Below are 22,425 nucleotides of genomic sequence, written 5' to 3'. Positions count from 1 at the left end.
CCCTCGCAGAGGGCGCGATATCGGAGGCGAAAGCCGGCGAAATTCGGCCGGAACTCAGGCGCCTTCCGTTAGCTCGACGATGCGCGCTTTGAGCGTTGCGTTTTCCTGTTCGAGCTTGCGCAGGCGTCGCACTAGGTCGAGCGGGATCGGCGCGTCGTTCTGCCGGGCGCCGGCGGTGAAGGTGACGCCTATGTGCTCGCTGTCGCGCCAGCGGCTGCGCACCATCCGGCTCTCGCGCCTCAGCGGGACATAGAGCTCGAACAGATCGGGCAGGGGGACGCTGTCCGGGAAGACCAGCAGCGCCCCGTCATCCGAAAGGTTCCGGACCACGCAGTCCAGCGTCGACTGGCGTTGGTTGAAGATGATCTTGCCGCCGATCAGGGTCCGGTTGCGGACCGAACGGCGGCGTTCGGTGAGAGTGGTCGTGGTGGGCATGACCCTGGCCTTGTTCTAGCTCAGGTTGAAACAATGCCCGGGAATGCTGGTGGTTGCAGCAGTAAGCTTCCCTTAACCTTAATTGGGCCGCGCCTCGCTCAGGCCCCTTCGGGCGGCGGCGGCAGGAAGTCGACCTCGTAACGCGCGGAGAGGGCGACGACCTCGGCCGGGTTCTGCTCCTTCATTGAGTGGATCGCCCAGAACAGGTCGTAGAGCCGACCTGTAGGCGCGACCCAGAACAGGCACTTCACCGGGGCATCGCTCTTGTTGAACAGGCCATGCGGGATGTTGCGCGGCAGCTTGATCAGGTCGCCGGGCAGGGCATGCGATTCCTGGCCGTCGAGCACGAGGTCGAGCCGGCCCTCGAGCATATAGATGAACTCGTCCTGGGTCGGATGGATATGCGGCGGAACGAAGGTGCCGGGCGGGAAGGTGGCGTGCCAGGAGAAGCTGTCCTCGCTCAGCATCTTCGGCACATAGGTCTGGCCGAGGATGTTCCAGGAGATCGCGTCGATCCCTTCATTGGCCTTGGTCACGCCGGCAGTGAGCGGTTTCATCATCAGTTTCCCTCTACAGATGCAGGAAGCGGTCCTTGACCGCGCTGTCGCTGCGCAGATCGTCGCTGCTGCCGCGCCAGGCGACGCGGCCCTTCTCCAGCACGACATGCCGGTCGGCGATCCTGGCGAGTGCGTCGACGTTCTTGTCGATCACCAGGATCGATTCGCCGTCGGCTTTCAGCGCCGACAGGCAGGACCAGATCTCCTGCCGGATGATCGGCGCCAGCCCTTCGGTCGCCTCGTCGAGGATGACGAGCTTGGGATTGGTCATCAGGGCGCGGCCGATCGCCAGCATCTGCTGCTCGCCGCCGGAGAGCTGGTTGCCGCGATTGGCCTTGCGCTCCTGCAGCCGGGGCAGGAAGGCGTAGACGCGCTCCAGTGTCCAGCGCGGCGTGCCGAAACGGCTGGCAGCGGTGGCGATCAGGTTCTCCTCGACCGAGAGCGTCGGGAAGACCTGCCGTCCCTCCGGGACGAGGCCGATGCCGGCCTGCGCCAGCCGGAACGGCGCGCTGCCGGTGAGGTCTACGCCGCCGAAGCTGACGCGGCCGGCGCGCGGCCGGATCAGCCCCATGATGGCGCGCACCGTCGTGGTCTTGCCCATGCCGTTGCGCCCGAGCAGGGTCACGACCTCGCCAGCGCCGACTGCGAGATCGACACCGAACAGGATCTGCGCCTCGCCATAGCCGGCATCGAGGTTTTCGACGGTGAGCATTCAGCCCTCCTCGCCGAGATAGGCTTCGCGCACGGCCGGATCGGCCCTGACGGTGGCGGGATCACCCGAGGCGATGACGCGGCCATAGACCAGCACGCTGACCGTGTCGGCCAGCGCGAACACCGCCTCCATGTCGTGCTCGACCAGCAGCATGGCGTAGCGCCCCTTCAGGCTCTTGAGCAGGCCGATCAGCCGCTCGCCTTCCTCCTTGCCGACGCCGGCGAGCGGCTCGTCGAGCAGGATCGCCGCCGGCTCCAGCGCCAGCGCCATGGCGATCTCCAGCGCCCGCTTCTCGCCATGCGACAGGCTGCCGGCGGAAACATGAGCTCGCTCGGACAATCCTACCGCGTCGAGCGCAGCGCGGGCAGGGTGGTTGAGGCGCTCGTCGCTTGCGGCGTTGCGGAAGAAGGAGAGCGGATGCGTCGCCTTGGCCTGCACGCCGAGGGCGACATTCTCCAGCGCCGAGAGCGAGGCGATGGTCGAGGTGATCTGGAAGGTTCGCGCCAGGCCGTGGCGGGCGCGCTTCTCGGCATTGAACGCGGTCACGTCCTGGCCGCGGAACCGGATCGTGCCGGCATCGGGTGTCAGCATGCCGGAGATCTGGTGGACCAGCGTCGTCTTGCCCGCGCCGTTCGGGCCGATCAGTGCATGCAGTTCGCCCGGCGCGACGGCGAGGCTGACGCCGTCGGTGACCTTCAGCGCGCCGAAGGATTTGCGCACACCGTCGAGGACGAGGACCGGCTCAGCCATGACGCGAGCCCAGCTTGCGCAGCATTCCGACGATGCCGCCGCGGGTGAACAGCACGAACAGGATGATCAGCGGCCCGAAGATTGCGCGCCAGTGCTCGGTCAGGTGCGACAGCGCATCCTCGGCGATCAGATAGGCGACAGCGCCGATGATGGCACCATGCAGCGAGCCGACGCCGCCGAGCACCGCCATGAAGATGAGCTCGCCCGAGCGCTGCCAGGACATGAAGGCCGGGCTGACGAATTCGGTGTGGTTGGCGAGGAAGAAGCCGGAGAGCCCGGCCAGCATACCGCTGATCATATAGGCGGTGAGCCGCACCCGGGTGACGTCGAAGCCGGTGACGCTGACGCGGACCGGGTTCTCCCGCGCTGCCCTGAGCACCCGGCCGAAACGCGAGGCAACGAGGCCGCGCACCACGAGATAGGCGCCGCCGAGCGCGATGAGCACCGTATAATAGAACGAGGTCCGGTTCGCGAACGGGTTGAAGCCGAGAAGCGTGCTCTTCTCGTAGAGCGTCAGCCCGTCGTCGCCGCCATAGGCCGAGAGCGCCTGGGCCAGGAAATAGACCATCTGGCCGAAGGCGAGGGTGATCATGATGAAGGCGACGCCGCGCGTGCGCAGGCAGACCGCGCCGGTGATCGCGCCGAAGAGCGCGCAGGCCACGAGGATCACCGGCAGGATGACGAGCGCCTCGCTTCGGCCCTCGGTGATCATGATGCCGGTGACATAGGCGCCGATGCCGAGGAAGGCGGCATGGCCGAAGGAGACCAGGCCGCCGACGCCGAGGATGAGGTCGAGCGAGAGCGCCGCGATGGCGAAGATCAGCGCCCGCGTCAGCAAAGCCAGCCAGCCGGCAGGCATGCCGATTGAGACGGCGAGCGGCGCCAGCGCCAGCAGCAGGAAGAGGAGGGCCGGCAGGACGACGCGGCTGCGCTCCCGCGGCGGCGCGACGCTGCTGACCTCGGCCATGGCCGGCGTCGCGCTCATGTCCTGCCCCGTGCTGGCAGCAGGCCCTCGGGCCGTACGAACAGCACGACCGCCATCAGGAGGTAGATCAGCATCGAGGACAGGGCCGCCCCGGTTGCTCGCGCCGAGGGGGCGCTCATGAACAGGCGCAGCAGGTCGTTCATGAAGGAGCGGCCGAGCGTGTCGACCAGCCCGACGATCAGGGCTGCGACGAAGGCGCCGCGGATCGAGCCGATGCCGCCGATGACGATGACGACGAAGGCGAGGATCAGCACGGTGTCGCCCATGCCCGGCTCGACCGAGAGGATCGGTGCCGCCATCGCGCCGGCGAAGCCCGCCAGCATGGTGCCGAAGGCGAAGACGATCATGAACAGCTTGCGGATGTCGACGCCGAGCGCCGAGACCATCGGCGCGTTCGAGGCGCCGGCGCGCAGCAGCATGCCGGTGCGGGTCTTCTCGACGATGAACCAGAGCAGGGCGCCGACGCCAAGCCCGGCGCCGATCAGCGCGAAGCGATAGGTCGGGTAGAGGATGCCCTCCATCAGCGCGACATTGCCGGTCAGGAACTCCGGCAACGGCACGGAGAGAGGCGCGGCGCCCCAGACCATCTTGACGCCCTGGTTGAGCAGCAGGATCAGCCCGAAGGTCGCCAGCACCTGGTCGAGATGGTCGCGCTCATAGAGATGGCGGAAGACCAGGAATTCGAGTGCGAGGCCGAAGATCAGCGCCGCCGCCAACGCGAGAACCAAGCCCAATACGAAGCTGCCGGTCAGCGAGACGAAGGTCACCGCCAGATAGGCGCCGAGCATGTACTGCACGCCATGCGCCAGGTTGATGAAGTCCATCACGCCGAAGACCAGCGTCAGCCCTGCAGCCACCAAAAACAGCAGGATGCCGAACTGCAGTCCGTTCAGGGTCTGGACGATGAGGAGGCCGGTGGTCATCGGTTGTTCGCGATCGGCTGTTGGAAAAGGCGCGGGGAACCCCTCTCCCGTGTGGGAGAGGGGCAGGGGTGAGGGCCTGCCCTATCCACAGAAGGCGCAGCGGTGCCGTCGCGTCCCAATTATCAGCGGCGGTCCCTCACCCCTGCCCCTCTCCCATCCGGGAGAGGGGTTCCCGAGGTTCGGCCGCCCTATTTGAGGGCGCAATCCTTCGCGTGCGGGTCGGCGTAGTCCTCGAACACCTTCTGGGCGATCTCGGTCTGGAACTTGCCGTCGGCACGTTTGGCGACCTTGACCAGGTAGAAGTCCTGGATCGGGTAGCCATTGGTGTTGAACTTGAACTTGCCGCGCAGCGAGGTGAAATCGGCCTTCTTGATCGCGGCACGCAGCTTGTCCTTGTCGGCGGTGCCGCCAGCGGCCTTGACCGCCGAGTCGATCAACTGTGCTGCGTCGAAGGCCTGCTGGGCATAGGAGCCGGGCACGATCTTGTAGGCTGCCTCATAGGCCGAGACGAACTTCTTCGTCTGCGGGTTGTCCATGTTGGGCGCCCAGGTCATGCCACCGAACATGCCGACCGCTGCGTCCTGCTGCGCCGGCAGTGTCGACTCGTCGACCGTGAAGGCGGAGAGGAAGGGTACCTTGCCGGTCAGGCCGGCCTGCGACCACTGCTTGACGAAATTGACGCCGAGGCCACCGGGCAGGAAGGCGAAGACCACGTCGGGCTTGGCCGAGGCGATCTTGGCGAGCTCTGCCGCGAAGTCGAGCGAGGTCAGCGGGACATAGACCTCGTCGAGGATCTCGCCCTTGAAGTAGCGCTTGAAGCCGGCGAGCGAGTCCTTACCCGCCTGGTAGTTCGGCGCGATGATGTAGGCCTTCTTGTAGTTCTGGTCCTGCGCGTATTTGCCCAGCACCTCATGGACCTGGTCGTTCTGGTACGAGGTCACGAAGAAGTTCTGGTGACAGGCCTTGCCGGCCATGGTGGACGGGCCGGCGTTCGGGCTGATCAGGATGGCGCCGGAGTCGAGTACCGGCTTGGCGATCGCTCCGAGGATGTTCGAGAACACCGGGCCGACGACGAAGTCGACTTTGCCGCCCTCGACGAAGCTGCGGACCTTGCCGACCGCGACGTCGGGCTTGAGCTCATCGTCGATCACGGTGATCTGCACCGGTACGCCGCCGAGCTTGCCACCGTTCTGGTCGACGGCGAGCTGGAAGCCGTCGCGCAGCTGCTGGCCGAGCGCCGCCGCCGGCCCGGTCAGCACGCTGACCACGCCGATCTTCAAGGGCTCCTGCGCCTGCGCGCTGGCAAGCCCGAGCGCGAGCGCGCCGGCACTGAGCGACAAAGCGAATTTCAGTGTCATGTCGGATGTCCTCCCGGGACCTGCGAAAGCCGCCGCCGAAGGGATCCCCATCCCCGTTTCACGCAGCGCCACGGCCATATTGTTTCAAGCTTAAAATATCTGCAAGGGGTTCTGATCGGTAATTTTTGTGCGTGGTCGGATGGCGCCATTCTCGGGCGAAGCGAAGCGCAGACCCGAGAATCTCTGGATAAGAAGGCACTGAGAGGAGCCTCTTCCGGCCTGAGATGCTCGGGGCGAGCCCGAGCATGACGCGTCCTAACTGCCAGCCTTACGCCTGCACGCCGTCGACGTACCAGTCCATCTTCGAGAGCATCTCGTCGCTGGCGGTCTCGCCGGCCTTGAGGCGCAGCGTGCCCTTCTGGTCCTTGAGCTCGCCGGTGAAGGGATGGAGCGTGCCGGCGACGATGCCCTTCTGGAGCTCGTCCGCAGCGGCGCGCGCCGCCGGGGTGACCGCGTCGTTATAGGGCGCGAGCTTGACCATGCCGTCCTTGATGCCGCCCCACACGTCGCCGCTCTTCCAGCTGCCGTCCATCGCCTCCTTGACGCGCTTGACGTAGTAGCCCGACCAGTCGTCGACGATCGCCGAAAGCTGGGCCTTGGGCGCGAAGGCCTTCATGTCGGAGGCCTGGCCGAAGGCATAAACGCCGCGCTGCTCGGCCGCCTGCAGGGCGGCAGGGCTGTCGGTGTGCTGGCTGATCACGTCGCAACCCTGATCGATCAGGGCCTTGGCCGCGTCGGCCTCCTTGGCCGGGTCGTACCAGGTCGAGGCCCAGATCACCTTGGTCTTGAAGTTCGGGTTCACCTTCTTCGCGGCGAGATGGAAGGCGTTGATACCCATCACCACCTCCGGGATCGGGAAGGAGGCGATGTAGCCGGCCTGGCCGGATTTCGACATGTGCCCGGCAAGCGTGCCGATCACAGCCCGGCCTTCGTAGAAGCGGGCATTGTAGGTCGCGACGTTCTCGGCGCGCTGGTAGCCGGTGGCGTGCTCGAACTTGATCTTCGGGAACTGTTTGGCGACCTGGATCGTCGGGTTCATGAAGCCGAAGGACGTGGTGAAGATCAGCTGGTCGCCTGCCTGGGCGAGCTGGCGGATAGCGCGGACCGCGTCCGGCCCCTCGGCGACGTTCTCGATGAAGCTGGTCTTGATCTTGTTGCCGTATTCCTTCTCCAGCGCCTTGCGGCCCTGGTCGTGCGTCCAGCTCCAGCCATGATCGCCGACCGGGCCGACATAGATGAAGCCGACGCCGAATGGCGCCTGGGCCCGGGCGCCAGCGAGCGGCAGCATGGAGGTTGCGGCGGCGCCGGCCAAAAGCGTGCGGCGGGTGATGATGGTCGACATGATGGTGCTCCCCGTTGTCGGTTGCGGCGGCTATTGCGCCGGGAAAGGCTTGCCGAGGCAGGCGGGCGCGTCGCGTCCGCCGGTCCTCCGTCCTAGCGACATCATGGTCAGAACCACAATCGTCGCAAGGTAGGGGGTCATCGCCAGAACCTCGGGCGCGATGAAGCTCCAGCCGGCCGCCTTGGCCTGCAATTCGAAGGTCGCGACCGCGCCGAAGAGATAGGCGCCGACCAGGAGCCGGCCCGGCTTCCAGGCCGCGAAGACGACGAGCGCGAGCGCGATCCAGCCGCGTCCGGCTGTCAGCCTGTCGGCCCACATCGGCGTCAGCGCCAGCGAGAAATAGGCTCCACCGAGCCCGGCAAGCGCGCCGCCGAAGGCGGTCGCAGCCGTGCGAATCGCCAGCACGCGGTAGCCGATGGCATGGGCGGAATCGGCGTTCTCGCCGACGGCGCGCAGGATCAATCCGGCCCGCGTCCGGCGCAGGAAGAGGCTGACGATGAGGACGAGCGCGAGCGAGAGATAGACGATCGCGTCATGGCCGAAGACGAGGCGCAGCCAGGGATGCGCGGCATAATCGGCAGGAAAGAGCGGGCCGAGCCGCGTAATCGTGCGGCCGACGAAGCCGGCGCCGATCAGCGAGGAGGCGCCGATGCCGAAGATCGTCAGGGCGAGGCCCGTCGCGACCTGGTTCGAGCCGAGGCCGAGCGTCAGCAGCGCGAAGATCATCGCTGCCGCGACGCCGGCCAGCGTCGCGGCGATGAGCCCGAGCGGGACGCTGCCGGTCGAGTAGGCGACCGCAAAGCCCGCGACCGCGCCGCACAGCATCATGCCCTCGACGCCGAGATTGAGGACGCCGGCCTTCTCGGTGACGAGCTCGCCCAGCGCTGCCAGCAGGATCGGCGTCGCCGCGGCGGCGAGCGTCATGAAGATCGAGACGAGGATGGCGGCGGTCATGGCGCCACTTTTCCCTTCTCCCCTTGCGGGAGAAGGTGGCCGCGCAGCGGCCGGATGAGGGGGCGCGCTGACACTTCCGATTGGTGTGCGGCTGCAACGATCAGCGTCGCGCGACCCCTCACCCCAACCCTCTCCCGCAAGGGGAGAGGGGGAGCGTCGCGCGATCCGAGCATTGCTGCAGGCCACTCGCTCATGCCGGCCTCACTCTGAACACCAGCCGCCAGCGCACCAGCACGTCGGTCGCGAGCAGGAAGAACAGCAGCAGCGCCTGGAACATGCCGGTGGCGGCCGAGGGCAGGCGCACGGTGCTCTGGGCGATCTCGCCGCCGACATAGGTCACCGCGAGTACCAGCGCGCCGAAGACGATGCCGACAGGCGAGAGTCGGCCGAGGAAGGCGACGATGATCGCGGTGAAGCCGTAGCCGACCGGGAACTGCGGGGTGAGCTGGCCGAAGGGACCGGCCGCCTCGAGCAGTCCGGCGAGTCCGGCAAGGCCGCCCCCGGCAAGCAGTACGGCCCAGGTGACGCGGTTGGCGTCGAAGCCGCCATGGCGGGCCGCTGCCGGCGCGCGGCCAACGACGCGGACGGCGTAGCCAGCGACGGTCTTGCTCAGCACGAACCAGGCGACAAGGGCGAGCAGGACGGCCAGCGGCACGCCGACATGGACGAGCGAGCCTTCCGCGATCGCCGGCAGTGTCTGGTCGGCGCTGAACATCTTCGTCTGCGGGAAATTGAAGCCGTCCGGGTCCTTCCACGGGCCGCGCACGAGATAATACAGGAACTGCACCGCGACATAGGTCAGCATCAGGCTGGTCAGGATCTCGCTGACCTGCAGGCGGACCTTGAGCAGGGCAGGGAGCGCTGCCCAGGCCGCGCCGCCGAGAATGCCGCCGAGCGCCATTGCCGGCAGGATCCACCAGCCGGTCATGTCATGGGTCAGCAGCGCGACGCCGGTGCCGGCGATCGCCCCCATCACGTACTGGCCCTCGGCGCCGATGTTCCAGACATTGGCGCGGAAACCGATCGCGAGGCCTAGCGCGATCATGATCAATGGCGCCGCCTTGACGCCGAGATCAGCCCAGCGCTGCGGCTCGATCAGCGGCGTGATGAAGATCGCCGTGACCGCGCGCAGGCCGTCATAGCCGATCGCACCGAAGACCAGCATGCCGGTCAGCATGGTGAGCCCGATCGCGATCAGCGGGCTCAGATAGAGCATCGCCTTGCTGGGCTCGCGCCGGCGCCGCCATTCAAGCATGCGCCGGCTCCACCTGGTGGCTCTCGCCGTGGACGCCGCCCATCATCAGGCCGATCTCTTCCAGCCTCAGCTCCGCGACGGGACGCGCCTCCGACAGCCGGCCCTCATTGATCACGCAGAGCCGGTCGGACAATTCGAGCAGTTCGTCGAGGTCCTGCGAGATGATCACGATCGCCGAGCCTTGCGCGGCGAGGTCGACGAGCGCTTGCCGGATTGCAGCGGCGGCGCCGGCATCGACGCCCCAGGTCGGCTGGGCCACGACGAGCACATCTGGCCTTTGCCCGATCTCGCGGCCCATGATGAATTTCTGCAGGTTGCCGCCGGAGAGCGAGCCGGCAAGCGCGGCCGACCCCGTGGTGCGGACGTCGAAGCGGGCGATGACGTCCTTCGCATAAGCCTCGACCGGTCCTTGCCGGATCAGGCCCGATGGCGCCAGCGGCAGCCGGTGCCGTGCTGTCAGCACGACATTCTCGGCCAGCGTGAAGTCGGGCACGGCGGCATGGCCGTTGCGCTCTTCGGGTACGCAGGCGAGCCCGGCGGCGCGGCGCGCGCCGGCATCCGCAAGGCCGATCGGCCGGCCGTCGAGCCTGATCGCACCGGCTTGGGCAGCGAGATGCTCGCCCGAGAGCGCCATCAGCAACTCGGCCTGGCCGTTCCCGGCGACGCCGGCGATGCCGAGGATTTCGCCGGCCTGGGCGGAAAACGAGATGCCCTTCAGGCTGGTGCCGAAGGGCGGCGCGCCCGGCATGTCGAGCTTGTCGACGCTGAGCCGCGCCACGCCTGCCTTGCCGTCGCTAGCTGGCCGCTGGATGCTCTTCAGCTCGGCGCCGATCATCAGCTCGGCCATGCGCCGGGTCGTCTCGACCCGCGGATCGCAGGTGGCGACGACCTTGCCGCCGCGCAGGATGGTGGCGGCCTCGCACAGCGCTTTGATCTCGTGCAATTTGTGGCTGATGTAGAGGATCGAGCAGCCCTCGCTGGCGATCTGGCGCAGCGTCTCGAACAGGCGCTCGACCTCCTGCGGCGTCAGCACCGAAGTCGGCTCGTCCATGATCAGCAGCTTCGGCTTCTGCAAAAGGCAGCGCACGATCTCGATGCGCTGGCGCTCGCCGACCGAGAGCGTGTGCACCTCGCGGTCCGGGTCGAGCGGCAGCGAATAGCTGTCGAGGATCGCCTTGATCCGCGCCTTCAGCTCCTCGGCCGGCACCGTCTCATCGAGCCCGAGCGCGATGTTCTCCAGCACGGTCATACCGTCGAACAGCGAGAAATGTTGGAAGACCATGCCGATGCCGAGCTTGCGCGCCGCCTTGGGCGAGGCGATCTCGACCGGCCTGCCGTCGAAGCTGATCTGCCCCTCGTCGGCGCGCTGCACGCCATAGATGATCTTGACCAGAGTCGACTTGCCGGCGCCGTTCTCGCCGAGCAGGGCATGGATCTCGCCGGGGCGGACGGAAAGGCTGATGTCCTGATTGGCCTTCACGCCCGGAAAGCTCTTCGAGACATGGGCGAGCGCCAGGCGCGAAGGTGCCGTCTGGTCAGGCGGCTGCGTCATGCCGGTTTCGTATCCTCGCGCGTCTCGTGGCTCTCTCGCCAAGCAAGCAACGCACCAGCTCGGCGCTCGTCAAGGCGGCGATCACCTCCGGGCGCTTGTCATGCACACCCGATCCGCCGATTGGGCAGGTGAGCTGGGCTGGCGCCTTGCTGCCGGGGTGGCGGCGGCGGAAACTCGCCTCGAAGCGGGCGCGCTTCGTCGCCGAGCCGATCATGCCGACATAGGCAGCATCGCCGCGCAGCAGTGCCGTTTCGGCCAGGCGATAGTCGAGCGCGTGGCTATGGGTCAGGACGATGAAGGCCGAGCCGGGCCGGGCTGCAGACAGAGCGGTCTCCGGATCGTCGAGGTGCAGGCAGGCGATGGTCGCCGGCACCTCGTCGAACTGGCTGGGCCGATCGTCGATGAGGGTGACGGCGAGGGGCAGCAAGGCGAGGCTTCGTGCCAGCGCCTTGCCGGTATGACCGGCGCCGAAGATCAGCACTTGCGGGCGCTCGGCCGCCGCTTTCGCCTCGTCCTGCTTCAGCGCTTCGAGGTGGGCCGGCGTCGCCGGCTCCATTGCCACGCGGACGCGCCCGCCGCAGCACTGGCCCATCTGCGGTCCGAGCGGGATATCGATCAGCTGCTGCGGCCCGCTGCTGTCGAGCAGGATGCGGGCGAGATCGATGCAGTGGAATTCGAGCTGGCCGCCGCCGATGGTGCCGGCGCTGCCACGGGCGCTGACGATCATCGTCGCGCCGGCCTCACGCGGGGTCGAACCCTGCGCCTCCGCAATGCGGACGATGACGGCGCCCTCGGCGAGGTTGGCAGCAAGGAAGTCGGCGGGGGTCATGGCTGCCCCACCCGCAAGGGCGCGGGAAACCCCTCCCCCTTGTGGGGAGGGGCAGGGGTGGGGGTCGTAAAGTCGGGGTGGTTTCGCAGGGAGCAGGGCCGGTAGTCTGTTACAGGCTGCCGCTCACCAAGCGGCACCACCCCCATCCCCATACCCTTCCCCACAAGGGGGAAGGGAGGAGCCCAGCCGAACAGCCTTGTGCAGGGGAAACCATCCGGGAGAGGGGATCCCGCGGGAGCTTTCAGGTTCATAGCCTGCCCTCCGCCAAGGCCCGCACCCGCTCGACTGCGTCGAGCACCCGTTCCGGCGTCGCCGGCGCGTCGAGCTGCGGGCAGAAGCGGTGGTCGCCGACGCTGGCCACCGCATCGGAGAGGGCGTGCAGCACGCTGATCGCCAGCATCAGGGGCGGCTCGCCGACCGCCTTGGAGCGATGGATGGTGTGCTCGTGGTTCGGCGCATTCTCCAGGAGCGCGACGTTGAAAATGCGCGGCCGGTCGGAGGCGACCGGGATCTTGTAGGTCGAGGGCGCGTGGGTTTTGAGCCGCCCCTTCTCGTCCCAGACCAGCTCCTCGGTGGTCAGCCAGCCCATGCCCTGGACGAAGCCGCCCTCGATCTGCCCCTTGTCGATCGCCGGGTTCAGGGAGTTGCCGCAATCATGCAGGATATCGACGCGTTCGACCTTGTATTCGCCGGTCAGCGTGTCGATCGCGACTTCGGCTGCGGCAGCGCCATAGGCGAAATAGTAGAACGGGTGGCCGCGCCCGGCCTTGCGGTCCCAATGGATCTTTGGCGTCGCATAGAAGCCGGTGGCCGAGAGCTGGACACGCGCCATGTACGCGGCCCTCACCAGCTCGACGAAGCCGATCTCGCGCGCGCCGACCTGCACCCGCCCCGGCAGGAAGGCGATCGCCTCCGGCTTTTCCTGCCAATGCTGCGCGGCGAAGGCGATGAGCCGCTTCTTGATCGTCTCGCAGGCGTCGAGCGCCGCCATGCCGTTGAGATCGGAACCTGAGGAGGCGGCGGTCGCCGAGGTGTTCGGCACCTTGCCGGTCGTCGTGGCGGTGATCTTGATATCGCCGAGTCCCATGCCGAAGGCCTGCGCCACCACCTGCGCCACCTTCTGGTAGAGCCCCTGGCCCATTTCGGTGCCGCCATGGTTCAGCGCCACCGTGCCGTCTGTATAGACATGCACCAGCGCGCCGGCCTGATTGTACCAGGTCGCGGTGAAGGAGATGCCGAACTTGACCGGCGTCAGCGCAATGCCGCGCTTGATCACCGGGCTCTCCCGGTTGAAGGCGCGGATCGCCTGCTGACGAGCCTGGTAGTCGCAGGAATGCTCGAGGTCGTCGATCACCTCTGCGGTGATCATATCCTCGACCGGCTGGTGATAGGGCGTGATCTCGCGCCCTTCGCCGCCATAAAGGTTGCGCTTCCTCACCTCCAGCGGGTCGAGCCCGGTGGCGAAGGCGACCTCCTCGATGAAGCGCTCGGCCCCGACCATGCCTTGCGGGCCGCCGAAGCCGCGGAAGGCAGTGTTGGAGACCGTATGCGTGCGCAAGGGCTCCGAGCGGGCCCGCACCGCCGGGTAGAAATAGCAGTTGTCCATGTGGAACAAAGCGCGGTCGGTGACCGGGCCGGAGAGATCAGCGTTCCAGCCGCAGCGTGCGGCATAGACCGCATCGACCGCATGGACGCGGCCCTCGTCATCGAAGCCGATCTCGTAATCGACGACGAAGTCGTGGCGCTTGCCAGTGATGACCATGTCGTCGTCGCGGTCGGGCCGGAGCTTCACCGGGCGCTTTAGCTTGCGGGCCGCGAGCGCTGCGACGCAGGCGAAGAGATTGGCCTGCGTCTCCTTGCCGCCGAAGCCGCCGCCCATGCGCCGGACCTCGATGGTGATCGCATGCGCGCCGATGCCGAGCACGGCGGCGACCATATGCTGGACCTCGCTCGGATGCTGGGTCGAGGACTGCACCAGCATGTCGCCGTCCTCGCCGGGGATAGCGAGCGCGATCTGGCTTTCGAGGTAGAAGTGATCCTGCCCGCCGATCGCCATCGAGCCTTTCAGCCGGCGCGGGCTGGCGGAAAGCGCCGCGGCCAAGTCGCCGCGTTCGAGCTTGAGCGGTTCGGTGACGAGATCGGAGCCGGCCGCGCGGGCGGCGGCGACGTCGAGCAGGGGAGGCGCCTCGTCATAGGTCGCTTTGGCCAGCATCGCAGCGCGGCGGGCCTGCTCGCGCGTCTCGGCAACGACGGCAAAGAGCGGCTGGCCGTGGTACAGGATCGCACCGGTCGCGAAGATCGGCTCGTCATGCTTGTGCGTCGAAGAGATATCGTTCGCGCCGGGAATGTCGGCTGTGGTGAGGACCGCGAGCACGCCCGGTGCGGCTTCGACGGCCGACAGGTCGAGCGACAGCAGCCGGCCATGCGCGATGGTGGAGAGGCCGAGATAGGCATGAGCGAGGCCCGCCGGCTCGGCGATATCGTCGATATAGAGCGCTTCGCCGGCGACGTGCTTCTCGGCTGAATCATGCTTCAGCGGCGAGCCGACGATCGGCCGCGTCTCTCCTAGGTCGAGCCGCTTGCGGGCGTCAGCCATGGGCGGCCTCCGCCAGCAGGCCGGCGACGCGAGTCGACGTCTCCGGAGCGGTCGTCTCGATCAGGAAGCGCCGCAGCAGGTTGCCGGCGACCTTGAGCCGATAGGCGGCCGAAGCCCGCATATCGCTCAGCGGCGTGAAGTCCTGCGCCAGCGCGGCGATCGCGGCGGCGACCGTGGCGTCGTCCCAGGAGCGGCCGAGCAATGCGGCTTCAGCCGCTTCCGCCCGCTTCGGGATACCGGCCATGCCGCCATAGACGAGCCGCGCTTCACCGACGTGGCCGGCCTCATCCAGCTTCAGATAGAAGGCGCCGCAGACTGCCGAGATGTCCTCGTCGAAGCGCTTCGAAATCTTCGAGACGTGGAAGAGCGCGCCAGCGGGCAGTTTCGGAACCAGCACGGTCTCGACGAACTCTCCGGGGCGCCGGTCCTGCTTGCGATAGTCGAGGAAGAAGGCTTCGAGCGGGATGGTTCGGCGATCGATTTTCGTCATCGCGAGCGTAGCGAAGCGATCCAGGGGGGCTTGCTCTACGTCCCCCTGGATTGCTTCGTCGCTGCGCTCCTCGCAATGACGGGAGCGCGCCAGCACCAATGTCGCGCCGAGCGCGATCAGCGCCGGCGGCAGGTCGCCGATCGGCGAGCCGTTGGCGATGTTGCCGCCGATCGTGCCGGCATTGCGCACCTGCTCGCCGCCGAAGCGACGCATCATCTCGTCGAGCTGCGGCGAGATGCCGGCGAGCGTCTCGCGCACGGCGATCTGGTTCGCCATCGCACCGAAGCGCAGGTGACCGCCTTCGTCCGAGATCGTGCGCAGCGCGTCGATCCGGCCGAGATAGATCACCGGATCGAGCCGGCGCATGCCCTTGGTGACCCAGAGGCCGACATCGGTGGCGCCAGCGACCAAAGTCGCCTGCGGATGGGTGCTGACGAGTTCGGCCAGTGCCTCGACGGTGGCAGGAGCATAGAAATGGCGCTCGCCATCGCCGAGCGAGACGGTCTCCTCGTCCGATAGCGCATTCAGCCGGGCCATGATCGCGGGCATCGCCGCAACGAAACGATCTGTCTCGCGCTCGGCGGCTTCCATGCGCTGCGCCGCCGCGATGATCGGTTCGTAGCCCGTGCAGCGGCAGAGATTACCTGCAAGGGCATCCTCGATGCGGCCAACAGACGGCGCACGCTCGTTCAGCCAGAGTGCGAACAGCGACATCACGAAGCCGGGCGTGCAGAAGCCGCATTGCGAGCCATGGCAGTCGACCATCGCCTGCTGGACCGGGTGAAGCGCGCCATCCAGGGTCTTGAGATGCTCGACGGTCAGGACATGGCAGCCGTCCAGCGTCGGCAGGAAGCGGATGCAGGCGTTGATCGCCTCATAGCGCAGCCTTCCGCCGTCGAGCCGGCCGACCACGATCGTGCAGGCGCCGCAATCGCCCTCGGCGCAGCCTTCCTTGGTGCCGGTGCGGCGGCGGTCGAGCCTGAGCCAATCGAGCACCGTGCGGGTCGGATCGCAGGAGGCGATCTCGACCAGCTCGTCGCCGAGCAGGAAACGCACGGTCTCACGCATGGCGCCTTCTCCCTCCCCCCGCTTGCGGCGGGGAGGGTTGGGGTGGGGGGTAGTGCCGCTTGGCTCGACAATGCAGGACGGCGCTCGGGCTTTCCCGCCCCCCATCCCTAACCCTTCCCCACCGCAAGCGGGGGGAAGGGGATATCGGCGAGCAATGTGCATTCTGGTCCAAGGGCCAGCCGAACAGATTCATGCCCCAAGATTAGGCACGTTCGCGGCTTGGCCGGAAGCTTTGATTTGGTGCAGATATGATCGCGATTTGAGCCGGAGCGGCGAACCTTGAGCAAAGACGGTGCGACCTCGGCCTTGCGCGGCCGGCTTCTCTGGTTTGTCGGGGATCCGCACCAGGCGGGGGAGGCCGCGCATCGCTATGTCGAGGATGGGCTGCTCGTCATCGAGAACGGCCTGATCCGGGCCGCCGGCGAGGCCAGGGAGCTGATGCCGACACTGCCGGCCGGCGCCGCCATCATCGATCATCGCCCGCATCTGATCATGCCGGGTTTCATCGACGCCCATATCCACATGCCGCAGACGCAGGTGATCGCCTCCTATGGCGCGCAACTGATGGAGTGGCTGAACAAGTACACCTTCGTCGAGGAGCAGAAGCTGGCGCAGCAGGGCCATGCCGAGAAGCTCTCGGCTTTCCTGCTCGATGAAATGCTTGGAAGTGGCACCACTACGGCGGCGGTCTATTGCTCGGTGCACAAGCAGTCGACCGAGGCCTTCTTCACCGAATCACATCGGCGTAACACCCGCATGATCGCCGGCAAGGTGATGATGGATCGTAATGCTCCAGCCGCACTGACCGATACGGCCGAGAGCGGCTATGCCGACAGCAAGGAGCTGATCGGCCGCTGGCACGGCAAGGGCCGTCAGCTCTACGCGATCACGCCGCGCTTCGCCGTGACCTCGACGCCAGAGCAGATGGCGGCCTCGCAGCGGCTAGTCGAGGAGCATCCTGACTGTTTCGTCCAGACCCACATCAACGAGAACCGGGCCGAGATCGCCTTCGCTAGGGAGCTCTATCCCGACGCCGCCGACTATGCCGGCATCTATGAGGATTACGGCCTGCTCGGACAGAAGAGCCTGCTCGGCCACTGCATCCACATGACCAAGCGCGAATGGCGCGCCTTTGCCGAGCATGGCGCCATCGCCGTCTTCTGCCCGACCTCGAACCTCTTCCTCGGCTCCGGCCTGTTCGATTGGGATCGCGCGCGCCGCGAGGGTGTCAGGGTCGCGGTCGCGACCGATATCGGCGGCGGCACCTCCTATTCGATGCTGCGGACCATGGCCGAGGCCTACAAGATCCTGCAGTTGCAGGGCCAGTCGCTGTCGGCCTTCGAGGCGCTGCATGCGATCACGCTGGGCAACGCCGTGGCCCTGGGGCTCGATCACTTGATCGGCTCGTTCGAGCCGGGGCGCGAGGCCGATATCGTCGTGCTCGACCCCGCCGCGACGCGCGCGATGGCGCACCGGCTGGAGACGGTCAGCGACCTGACCGAGGAACTCTTCGTGCTGGTCACGCTCGGCGACGAGCGGAATGTCGTCGCGACCTATGTCGCAGGAGAGCGGGTAGAGTTGCCGTCATTCTCGGGCACCGCGTCGCGGTGACCCGAGAATCTCTCGCGGAGTAAGGCGCGTTCTCGTCCTGAGATGCTCGCGTCAAGCCCGAGCATGACGCCGAGCTATCCCAGCACGCCGCCTTTGCGGGCGTGGTCGAGATAGATCTCGCGCAGCCGGATCGTCGCCGGGCCTGGCGCGCCGTTGTGGATGCTGTGGCCGTCGATCGTCGTCACCGGCATCACCAGGCTGGTCGCGGAGGTGATGAAGGCCTCCTCGGCGTCGAGCGCCTCTTCCAGCGTGAACTCGCGTTCCTCGAAGGTAAAGCCGCTCTCGGCCAGGAAGGAGAGCACCGCCGTGCGGGTGATGCCGGGCAGAACCTTGTGGGAGAGCGGGCGCGAGATCAGCGTTTTGCCCCTGACGATCCAGGCGGTCGACGAGGCGCCCTCGGTGACGACGCCGTCCTCGATCATCCAGGCCTCCTGCGCACCGTTCTCGGCGGCGAACTGCTTGGCTAGCACCGGGGCGAGCAGGTTGACGCTCTTGATGTCGCGGCGGGCCCAGCGCAGATCCGGCGTGCTCACCACCTTGATGCCGGTCTTCGCCAGCGGGGTGTCGGCGAACTGGCGCGCCTGGGTGAACAGGACCAGCGTCGGCTTCACGTCCTTGGGGAAGGCGAAGTCGCGATCGGCCGCGCCGCGCGAAACCTGCAGATAGATGCTGCCCTCGTTCAGATCGTTGCGGGCGATGAGCTCGTCGTGGATCGCGATCAGCTCGGCCTTCGACCACGGCAGGGCAAGGCCGAGTTCCCCAGCCGAGCGCTCCAGCCGCGCCAGATGCGCCTCGCAGTCCACCAGCTTGCCGCCGAGCACGGCCGAGACCTCGTAGATGCCGTCGCCGAAGATGAAGCCGCGGTCGAAGATCGAGATCGTCGCCTCCTCCTCGGGAAGGTAGGCGCCATTGACGTAGACAGTGCGGCTCATATGCGGGGTCTCGTGCGGAAGGACGGACCTTCCTAGCCGAGCCGGGCGTGTGAGGCGAGATATCATGCCGGCTTGCCGACCGGCGTCAGATGCAAGGCTGGCAGTGCTCCTGGCGGTCAGTCAGCACTTCAGCGCCGCCGCGATCAGGCGCCGCGTATAGGGCTGTTGCGGCGCCTCGAAGATCGCCTCGGTCGGCCCGCGCTCGACCACTTTGCCGTCCTTCATCACCATGATCTCGTCGGCCATGGCGCGGACCACAGCGAGGTCGTGGCTGATGAAGAGATAGGAGAGGTCGTGCCTTGCCTGCAGGTCTTTCAGCAGGGCGACGATGCTCTGCTGGACGGTGCGGTCGAGCGCCGAGGTCGGCTCGTCCAGCACCACCAGCGCCGGATGCAGGATCATGGCACGGGCGATGGCGATGCGCTGGCGCTGACCGCCCGAGAACTCGTGCGGGTAGCGATTGCGCAGCGCTGGATCGAGGCAGACCTCGATCAGCGCCGCCGCCGCCCGCCGCTCGCGCTCGGCACGCGACAAGGCGGGCTCGTGCACGAGTAGTCCCTCCGTGATGATCTCGCCGACAGTGAGGCGCGGCGAAAGCGAGCCGAACGGATCCTGGAACACGACCTGCAGGCTCCGGCGCAGCGGCCGCATCGCGGCGCGGTCGAGCGGGTTGAGCGCCCGGTCCTCGAAGCGCACCAGCCCCGACGAAGGCAGGAGCTTGAGCAGCGCGCGTCCGAGCGTCGATTTGCCAGAGCCGGATTCGCCGACGATGCCGATCGTCTGGCCGCGCCTGAGCGTCAGGTCGACGCCGTCGATGGCGTGCAGCACCACCCGCTCGCGCTTGAGGAAGCCGCGCGACAGCTCGAAGCTGACGCGCAGGTCGCGGGCTTCGAGCAGGATGGGCGCGCCGGGTGGCGGCGGTGCCTTGTGGCCATGCGGTTCGGCCGCGAGGAGCGCCCTGGTATAGGGATGCTGTGGCGCCTCGAAGATCGCCTGCACCGGGCCGCTCTCGACGACTTCCCCGGCCTTCATCACATAGACGCGCTCGGCATATTTCCGGACCAGCCCGAGGTCGTGGCTGATCAGGATCACCGCCATGCCGAGCCGCTGCCGGAGTTCGGCGATCAGCGCGAGAATCTCGGCCTCGATGGTGACGTCGAGCGCTGTCGTCGGCTCGTCGGCGATCAGGATGTCGGGATCGTTGGCGAGGGCCATCGCGATCATCACGCGCTGGCGCTGGCCGCCGGAGAGCTCGTGCGGGTAGGAATCGAGCCGGCGCTCCGGATGCGGAATCCGGACCAGCTTAAGCAGTTCCAGCGCGCGCGCCCGCGCCGCCTTGCGCGACAGGCCCTGATGCTTGCGCAAGGGGGCCGCCATCTGCGTGCCGATCCGGAACAGAGGATCGAGCGAGGTCATCGGCTCCTGGAAGATCATCGCGAGCTTCCTGCCGCGATAGCTGTTCAGGGCCGACGGCGGCAGCTTGGTGAGGTCGACCTCGCGATAGCGGATCGTGCCGGTGACCTCGCCATTGCTGGCGAGGAGGCCCATCGTCGCCATCACGCTCTGGCTCTTGCCGGAACCGGATTCCCCGACCACCGCGACGAACTCCCCGGGGCCGACATCGAGGTCGATACCGCGCACCGCCTCGCACGGCCCGTCATTGGTCCGGAAGCGGACCCTGAGGTCGCGGATGGCGAGGATCGGCTCGGCGGCGGTCATGGTGCGCACTCCCTCCCCCCTTGTGGGGGAGGGTTGGGGAGGGGGGTATCGAGGGCGATTGGCAGGAAAGCTCCGCGAGACGGAGGTCGAGAGCGCCCATGCTCCGCAACCTTACGGCTGACTACCCCCCTCTCTAACTCTCCCCCACAAGGGGGGAGAGGACAGGTCGCGGCTCGTGTGCTCTGTCTCATCTCAGCGGTCCCTCGGGTCGAGCGCATCGCGCAGACCGTCGCCGAGGAAGTTGAGCGCGAACAGCGTCGTCACCAGGAAGGTGGCGGGGAAGATCAGCATCCACGGCGTCGCCTGGATGGCGCGGGCGCCGTCCGAGATCAGCACGCCCCAGCTCGTCATCGGCTCCTGGATGCCGAGGCCGAGGAAGGAGAGGAAGCTTTCGAGCAGGATCACCTTCGGCACCAGCAGGGTGACATAAACGACGACCGGCCCAAGCGTGTTCGGGATGACATGGCGCTTGAGGATGCCGCCGGTCGAGACGCCGAGCGCTTCGGCCGCCAGCACATAATCCTGCCGTTTGATCGAGAGCGCCTGGCCACGGACGATGCGGGCCATGTCGAGCCATTCGATCGCGCCGACGGCGAGGAACATCAGGATGAAGTTCCGGCCGAAGAAGACGACGAGCAGGATGACGAAGAAGATGAAGGGCAGGGAATAGAGCACGTCGACGATGCGCATCATCACCATGTCGATCCGTCCGCCGAGATAGCCGGCGGTCGCGCCATAAACGACGCCGATCACCAGCGCGACGCCGGTGGCGAGCAGGCCGATGGCGAGCGAGACCCGGCCCGCGATCAGCGTACGGGTGAGCAGGTCGCGCCCGTTCGAGTCGGTGCCGAACAGGAAGTACTGGCGCTTGATCGGGACGTCGAGCGTCAGCCGCCGTCCCTCCTGCTCGCTGCCGGTGATCACCGGCGTGCCGAACTGATCGGAACGGTCGAAATAGACGAGCAGGCGCTGGTCGATCGGCCGCTGCGCGGTGAGCACCAGCCGGACTCGGGTCGCGTCCGCCACGATCTCGCTCGGCGTCGCCCTGATCCGCGATGCGATGCGCTGCGCGGCGGCAGGCAGCGCCTCTGCCTTCGGATAGGAGGAGAGGCTGGCGGGGACGCGGACATAGTCCTGATAGACCCGGTCGTAGGCGTGACCGGTCATGAGCGGGCCGACGACGCAGGCCAGCACCATCAGCGCCAGCACGACGAGGCTCGCGACGGCGGCGCGATTACGCAGCAGGCGGATGCGGGCGTCCTGCCAGAGCGAGCGGCCGGCGGGTGGGACGGGGAGGGCGGCGAGATCGCTCATCGCCTCAATCCAGCCGGACGCGCGGATCGAGCAGCGCGTAGAGCACGTCGACCACGAGATTGAAGAGCAGGACGAAGATCGCGACGACGACGACCGTGCCCATCACCAGCGTGTAGTCGCGGTTGAGCGCGCCCTCGACGAAATAGCGCCCGATGCCGGGAATGGCGAAGATCGTCTCGACCACGACCGAGCCGGTGAGCAGGCTCGCCGCCGCGGGCCCGAGATAGGAGACGACCGGCAGTGCCGCACCGCGCGCCGCATGCAGCGCGATGGTCGTGGTCGAGAGACCCTGGGCCCGCAAGGTGCGGATATGATTGGCGCGCAAGGTCTCGATCATCGCTGCGCGCGTCATCCGCGCGATCACGGCGATCTGGGGGAGGGCGAGCGTCACGATCGGCAGCACGGTGTTGCGGAAGGCGCCGCCGTTCCAGCCGCCGACCGGCAGCCAGGCCAGGCTCAAGCCGAAGACGATCTGCAGCACCGGCGCGACGACGAAGTTCGGAATGGTGATGCCGGCGGTGGCGAAGCCGATCACGGCATGGTCGGCGGCGCGGTTCTGGCGGAAGGCGGCGACCATGCCGAGCGGGCCGCCGATCGCGAGCGCCAGCAGCAGCGCCGAGGCGCCGAGCCGGATCGAGACCGGCAGGCCCTGCGCAAACAGTTCGCCGATCGAGAAGTCGCGGAAATAGAAGGACGGGCCGAAATCGCCGCGCAGCAGCGCTGCAAGATAGGTCAGGTATTGCTGGAACAGCGGCTGGTCGAGCTTGTAGATGCGCCGCAGGTTCTCCATCACCTTGGCTTCGAGCGCCTGTTCGAGATCGAACGGGCCGCCCGGCGCGACGCGCATCAGGAAGAACGAGATCGTCACGATCACGAACAGGGTCGGGATCGCGGTGGCGAGGCGGCGCAGGATGTAGGTGAGCATCAGGTTTTGCCGGGATGCGCGCCGCTCTTCCCTTCTCCCCTTGCGGGAGAAGGTGGCCCGAAGGGCCGGATGAGGGGTCGCGCAGGTCTAGGGAGCTTCGGGAGGTACAGCCCTAGGC

General features: G+C 67.3%; 19 protein-coding genes. 1 reads left to right on the top strand and 18 read right to left on the bottom strand.

All coding sequences use genetic code 11. The features are described 5' to 3' along the window. Positions 1-54: 54 nt before the first annotated feature. The 14 genes from ACSQ24_RS17885 to ACSQ24_RS17820 form a co-directional block, all read right to left on the bottom strand. A complete protein-coding gene (locus ACSQ24_RS17885; protein ID WP_436095977.1) occupies positions 55-435 on the bottom strand; it encodes a PilZ domain-containing protein in 381 nt (126 codons plus the stop codon). Positions 436-533: 98 nt separating this feature from the next. Continuing rightward, positions 534-992: a cupin domain-containing protein gene (locus ACSQ24_RS17880; protein ID WP_436095976.1), complete on the bottom strand. Its 459-nt coding sequence runs from the start codon at positions 990-992 to the stop codon at positions 534-536. A 13-nt stretch (positions 993-1,005) separates the two neighbouring features. After that, complete coding sequence (locus tag ACSQ24_RS17875) at positions 1,006-1,704, bottom strand: ABC transporter ATP-binding protein (protein WP_436095975.1); 699 nt, start codon at positions 1,702-1,704, stop codon at positions 1,006-1,008. Then, positions 1,705-2,454 (bottom strand): ABC transporter ATP-binding protein, encoded by a 750-nt coding sequence (locus ACSQ24_RS17870; RefSeq protein WP_436095974.1) that lies wholly within the window; start codon positions 2,452-2,454, stop codon positions 1,705-1,707. After that, the gene (locus tag ACSQ24_RS17865) at positions 2,447-3,439 is read right to left on the bottom strand and encodes a branched-chain amino acid ABC transporter permease (RefSeq protein WP_436095973.1); all 993 of its coding nucleotides are present in this window, start codon (positions 3,437-3,439) and stop codon (positions 2,447-2,449) included. Before ACSQ24_RS17865 ends, ACSQ24_RS17870 begins: the two co-directional genes overlap by 8 nt. After that, complete coding sequence (locus ACSQ24_RS17860) at positions 3,436-4,362, bottom strand: branched-chain amino acid ABC transporter permease (protein ID WP_436095972.1); 927 nt, start codon at positions 4,360-4,362, stop codon at positions 3,436-3,438. The genes ACSQ24_RS17865 and ACSQ24_RS17860 overlap by 4 nt, the downstream gene beginning before the upstream one ends. Positions 4,363-4,550: 188 nt before the next feature. Further along, positions 4,551-5,720 (bottom strand): ABC transporter substrate-binding protein, encoded by a 1,170-nt coding sequence (locus ACSQ24_RS17855; RefSeq protein WP_436095971.1) that lies wholly within the window; start codon positions 5,718-5,720, stop codon positions 4,551-4,553. Between the two features lie 268 nt (positions 5,721-5,988). Then, the gene (locus ACSQ24_RS17850) at positions 5,989-7,062 is read right to left on the bottom strand and encodes a BMP family ABC transporter substrate-binding protein (protein WP_436095970.1); all 1,074 of its coding nucleotides are present in this window, start codon (positions 7,060-7,062) and stop codon (positions 5,989-5,991) included. A gap of 30 nt (positions 7,063-7,092) precedes the next feature. Further along, positions 7,093-8,016 carry an ABC transporter permease gene (locus ACSQ24_RS17845; RefSeq protein WP_436095969.1) on the bottom strand — a complete coding sequence of 308 codons (924 nt, stop codon included), beginning with the start codon at positions 8,014-8,016 and terminating at the stop codon, positions 7,093-7,095. Between the two features lie 190 nt (positions 8,017-8,206). Then, complete coding sequence (locus ACSQ24_RS17840) at positions 8,207-9,271, bottom strand: ABC transporter permease (protein WP_436095968.1); 1,065 nt, start codon at positions 9,269-9,271, stop codon at positions 8,207-8,209. Further along, positions 9,264-10,823, bottom strand: a complete 1,560-nt coding sequence (locus ACSQ24_RS17835) for an ABC transporter ATP-binding protein (protein WP_436095967.1) — start codon at positions 10,821-10,823, stop codon at positions 9,264-9,266. The genes ACSQ24_RS17840 and ACSQ24_RS17835 overlap by 8 nt, the downstream gene beginning before the upstream one ends. After that, positions 10,807-11,652 carry a xanthine dehydrogenase accessory protein XdhC gene (gene xdhC / locus ACSQ24_RS17830; RefSeq protein ID WP_436095966.1) on the bottom strand — a complete coding sequence of 282 codons (846 nt, stop codon included), beginning with the start codon at positions 11,650-11,652 and terminating at the stop codon, positions 10,807-10,809. Before xdhC ends, ACSQ24_RS17835 begins: the two co-directional genes overlap by 17 nt. Before the next feature lie 247 nt (positions 11,653-11,899). Further along, positions 11,900-14,248 (bottom strand): xanthine dehydrogenase molybdopterin binding subunit, encoded by a 2,349-nt coding sequence (gene xdhB, locus ACSQ24_RS17825; protein ID WP_436095965.1) that lies wholly within the window; start codon positions 14,246-14,248, stop codon positions 11,900-11,902. Beyond that, on the bottom strand, positions 14,241-15,806 hold the full coding sequence (locus ACSQ24_RS17820) for a xanthine dehydrogenase small subunit (protein WP_436095964.1): 1,566 nt from the start codon (positions 15,804-15,806) through the stop codon (positions 14,241-14,243). The genes xdhB and ACSQ24_RS17820 overlap by 8 nt, the downstream gene beginning before the upstream one ends. A 279-nt stretch (positions 15,807-16,085) precedes the next feature. Between ACSQ24_RS17820 and guaD the strand changes: the two genes are divergently transcribed. Further along, a complete protein-coding gene (gene guaD / locus ACSQ24_RS17815; protein ID WP_436095963.1) occupies positions 16,086-17,417 on the top strand; it encodes a guanine deaminase in 1,332 nt (443 codons plus the stop codon). 74 nt (positions 17,418-17,491) lie between these two features. Here guaD and ACSQ24_RS17810 read toward each other — a convergent pair whose 3' ends face one another. From ACSQ24_RS17810 to ACSQ24_RS17795, 4 genes are all read right to left on the bottom strand, one after another. Further along, entirely contained in the window at positions 17,492-18,349 is an 858-nt protein-coding gene (locus ACSQ24_RS17810; protein WP_436095962.1) for a D-amino-acid transaminase, read from the bottom strand. Positions 18,350-18,469: 120 nt separating this feature from the next. After that, positions 18,470-20,068 carry an ABC transporter ATP-binding protein gene (locus tag ACSQ24_RS17805; RefSeq protein ID WP_436095961.1) on the bottom strand — a complete coding sequence of 533 codons (1,599 nt, stop codon included), beginning with the start codon at positions 20,066-20,068 and terminating at the stop codon, positions 18,470-18,472. A 192-nt stretch (positions 20,069-20,260) separates the two neighbouring features. Beyond that, complete coding sequence (locus ACSQ24_RS17800; RefSeq protein ID WP_436095960.1) at positions 20,261-21,382, bottom strand: ABC transporter permease subunit; 1,122 nt, start codon at positions 21,380-21,382, stop codon at positions 20,261-20,263. Positions 21,383-21,386: 4 nt separating this feature from the next. After that, positions 21,387-22,307, bottom strand: coding sequence for an ABC transporter permease subunit (locus tag ACSQ24_RS17795; RefSeq protein WP_436095959.1), 921 nt, complete (start codon positions 22,305-22,307; stop codon positions 21,387-21,389). Positions 22,308-22,425: the final 118 nt, after the last annotated feature.

Source organism: Allobosea sp. LjRoot237 (genome assembly GCF_964253285.1).
Lineage (GTDB): Bacteria > Pseudomonadota > Alphaproteobacteria > Rhizobiales > Beijerinckiaceae > Allobosea.
The sequence above is the reverse complement of the archived record's forward strand: the minus strand, read 5'-3'. Positions and strand labels throughout refer to the sequence as shown.

Bases quoted from the DNA above. Each gene is read 5' to 3' on its own strand.
- ACSQ24_RS17880 (WP_436095976.1), bottom strand. From the start codon at position 992: ATGAAACCGCTCACTGCCGGCGTGACCAAGGCCAATGAAGGGATCGAC.
- ACSQ24_RS17860 (WP_436095972.1), bottom strand. From the start codon at position 4,362: ATGACCACCGGCCTCCTCATCGTCCAGACCCTGAACGGACTGCAGTTC.
- ACSQ24_RS17875 (WP_436095975.1), bottom strand. From the start codon at position 1,704: ATGCTCACCGTCGAAAACCTCGATGCCGGCTATGGCGAGGCGCAGATC.
- ACSQ24_RS17820 (WP_436095964.1), bottom strand. From the start codon at position 15,806: ATGCGTGAGACCGTGCGTTTCCTGCTCGGCGACGAGCTGGTCGAGATC.
- ACSQ24_RS17855 (WP_436095971.1), bottom strand. From the start codon at position 5,720: ATGACACTGAAATTCGCTTTGTCGCTCAGTGCCGGCGCGCTCGCGCTC.
- ACSQ24_RS17835 (WP_436095967.1), bottom strand. From the start codon at position 10,823: ATGACGCAGCCGCCTGACCAGACGGCACCTTCGCGCCTGGCGCTCGCC.
- ACSQ24_RS17885 (WP_436095977.1), bottom strand. From the start codon at position 435: ATGCCCACCACGACCACTCTCACCGAACGCCGCCGTTCGGTCCGCAAC.
- ACSQ24_RS17795 (WP_436095959.1), bottom strand. From the start codon at position 22,307: ATGCTCACCTACATCCTGCGCCGCCTCGCCACCGCGATCCCGACCCTG.
- ACSQ24_RS17845 (WP_436095969.1), bottom strand. From the start codon at position 8,016: ATGACCGCCGCCATCCTCGTCTCGATCTTCATGACGCTCGCCGCCGCG.
- ACSQ24_RS17850 (WP_436095970.1), bottom strand. From the start codon at position 7,062: ATGTCGACCATCATCACCCGCCGCACGCTTTTGGCCGGCGCCGCCGCA.
- ACSQ24_RS17810 (WP_436095962.1), bottom strand. From the start codon at position 18,349: ATGAGCCGCACTGTCTACGTCAATGGCGCCTACCTTCCCGAGGAGGAG.
- ACSQ24_RS17865 (WP_436095973.1), bottom strand. From the start codon at position 3,439: ATGAGCGCGACGCCGGCCATGGCCGAGGTCAGCAGCGTCGCGCCGCCG.
- ACSQ24_RS17870 (WP_436095974.1), bottom strand. From the start codon at position 2,454: ATGGCTGAGCCGGTCCTCGTCCTCGACGGTGTGCGCAAATCCTTCGGC.
- ACSQ24_RS17840 (WP_436095968.1), bottom strand. From the start codon at position 9,271: ATGCTTGAATGGCGGCGCCGGCGCGAGCCCAGCAAGGCGATGCTCTAT.
- ACSQ24_RS17800 (WP_436095960.1), bottom strand. From the start codon at position 21,382: ATGAGCGATCTCGCCGCCCTCCCCGTCCCACCCGCCGGCCGCTCGCTC.
- xdhB (WP_436095965.1), bottom strand. From the start codon at position 14,248: ATGGCTGACGCCCGCAAGCGGCTCGACCTAGGAGAGACGCGGCCGATC.
- ACSQ24_RS17805 (WP_436095961.1), bottom strand. From the start codon at position 20,068: ATGACCGCCGCCGAGCCGATCCTCGCCATCCGCGACCTCAGGGTCCGC.
- xdhC (WP_436095966.1), bottom strand. From the start codon at position 11,652: ATGACCCCCGCCGACTTCCTTGCTGCCAACCTCGCCGAGGGCGCCGTC.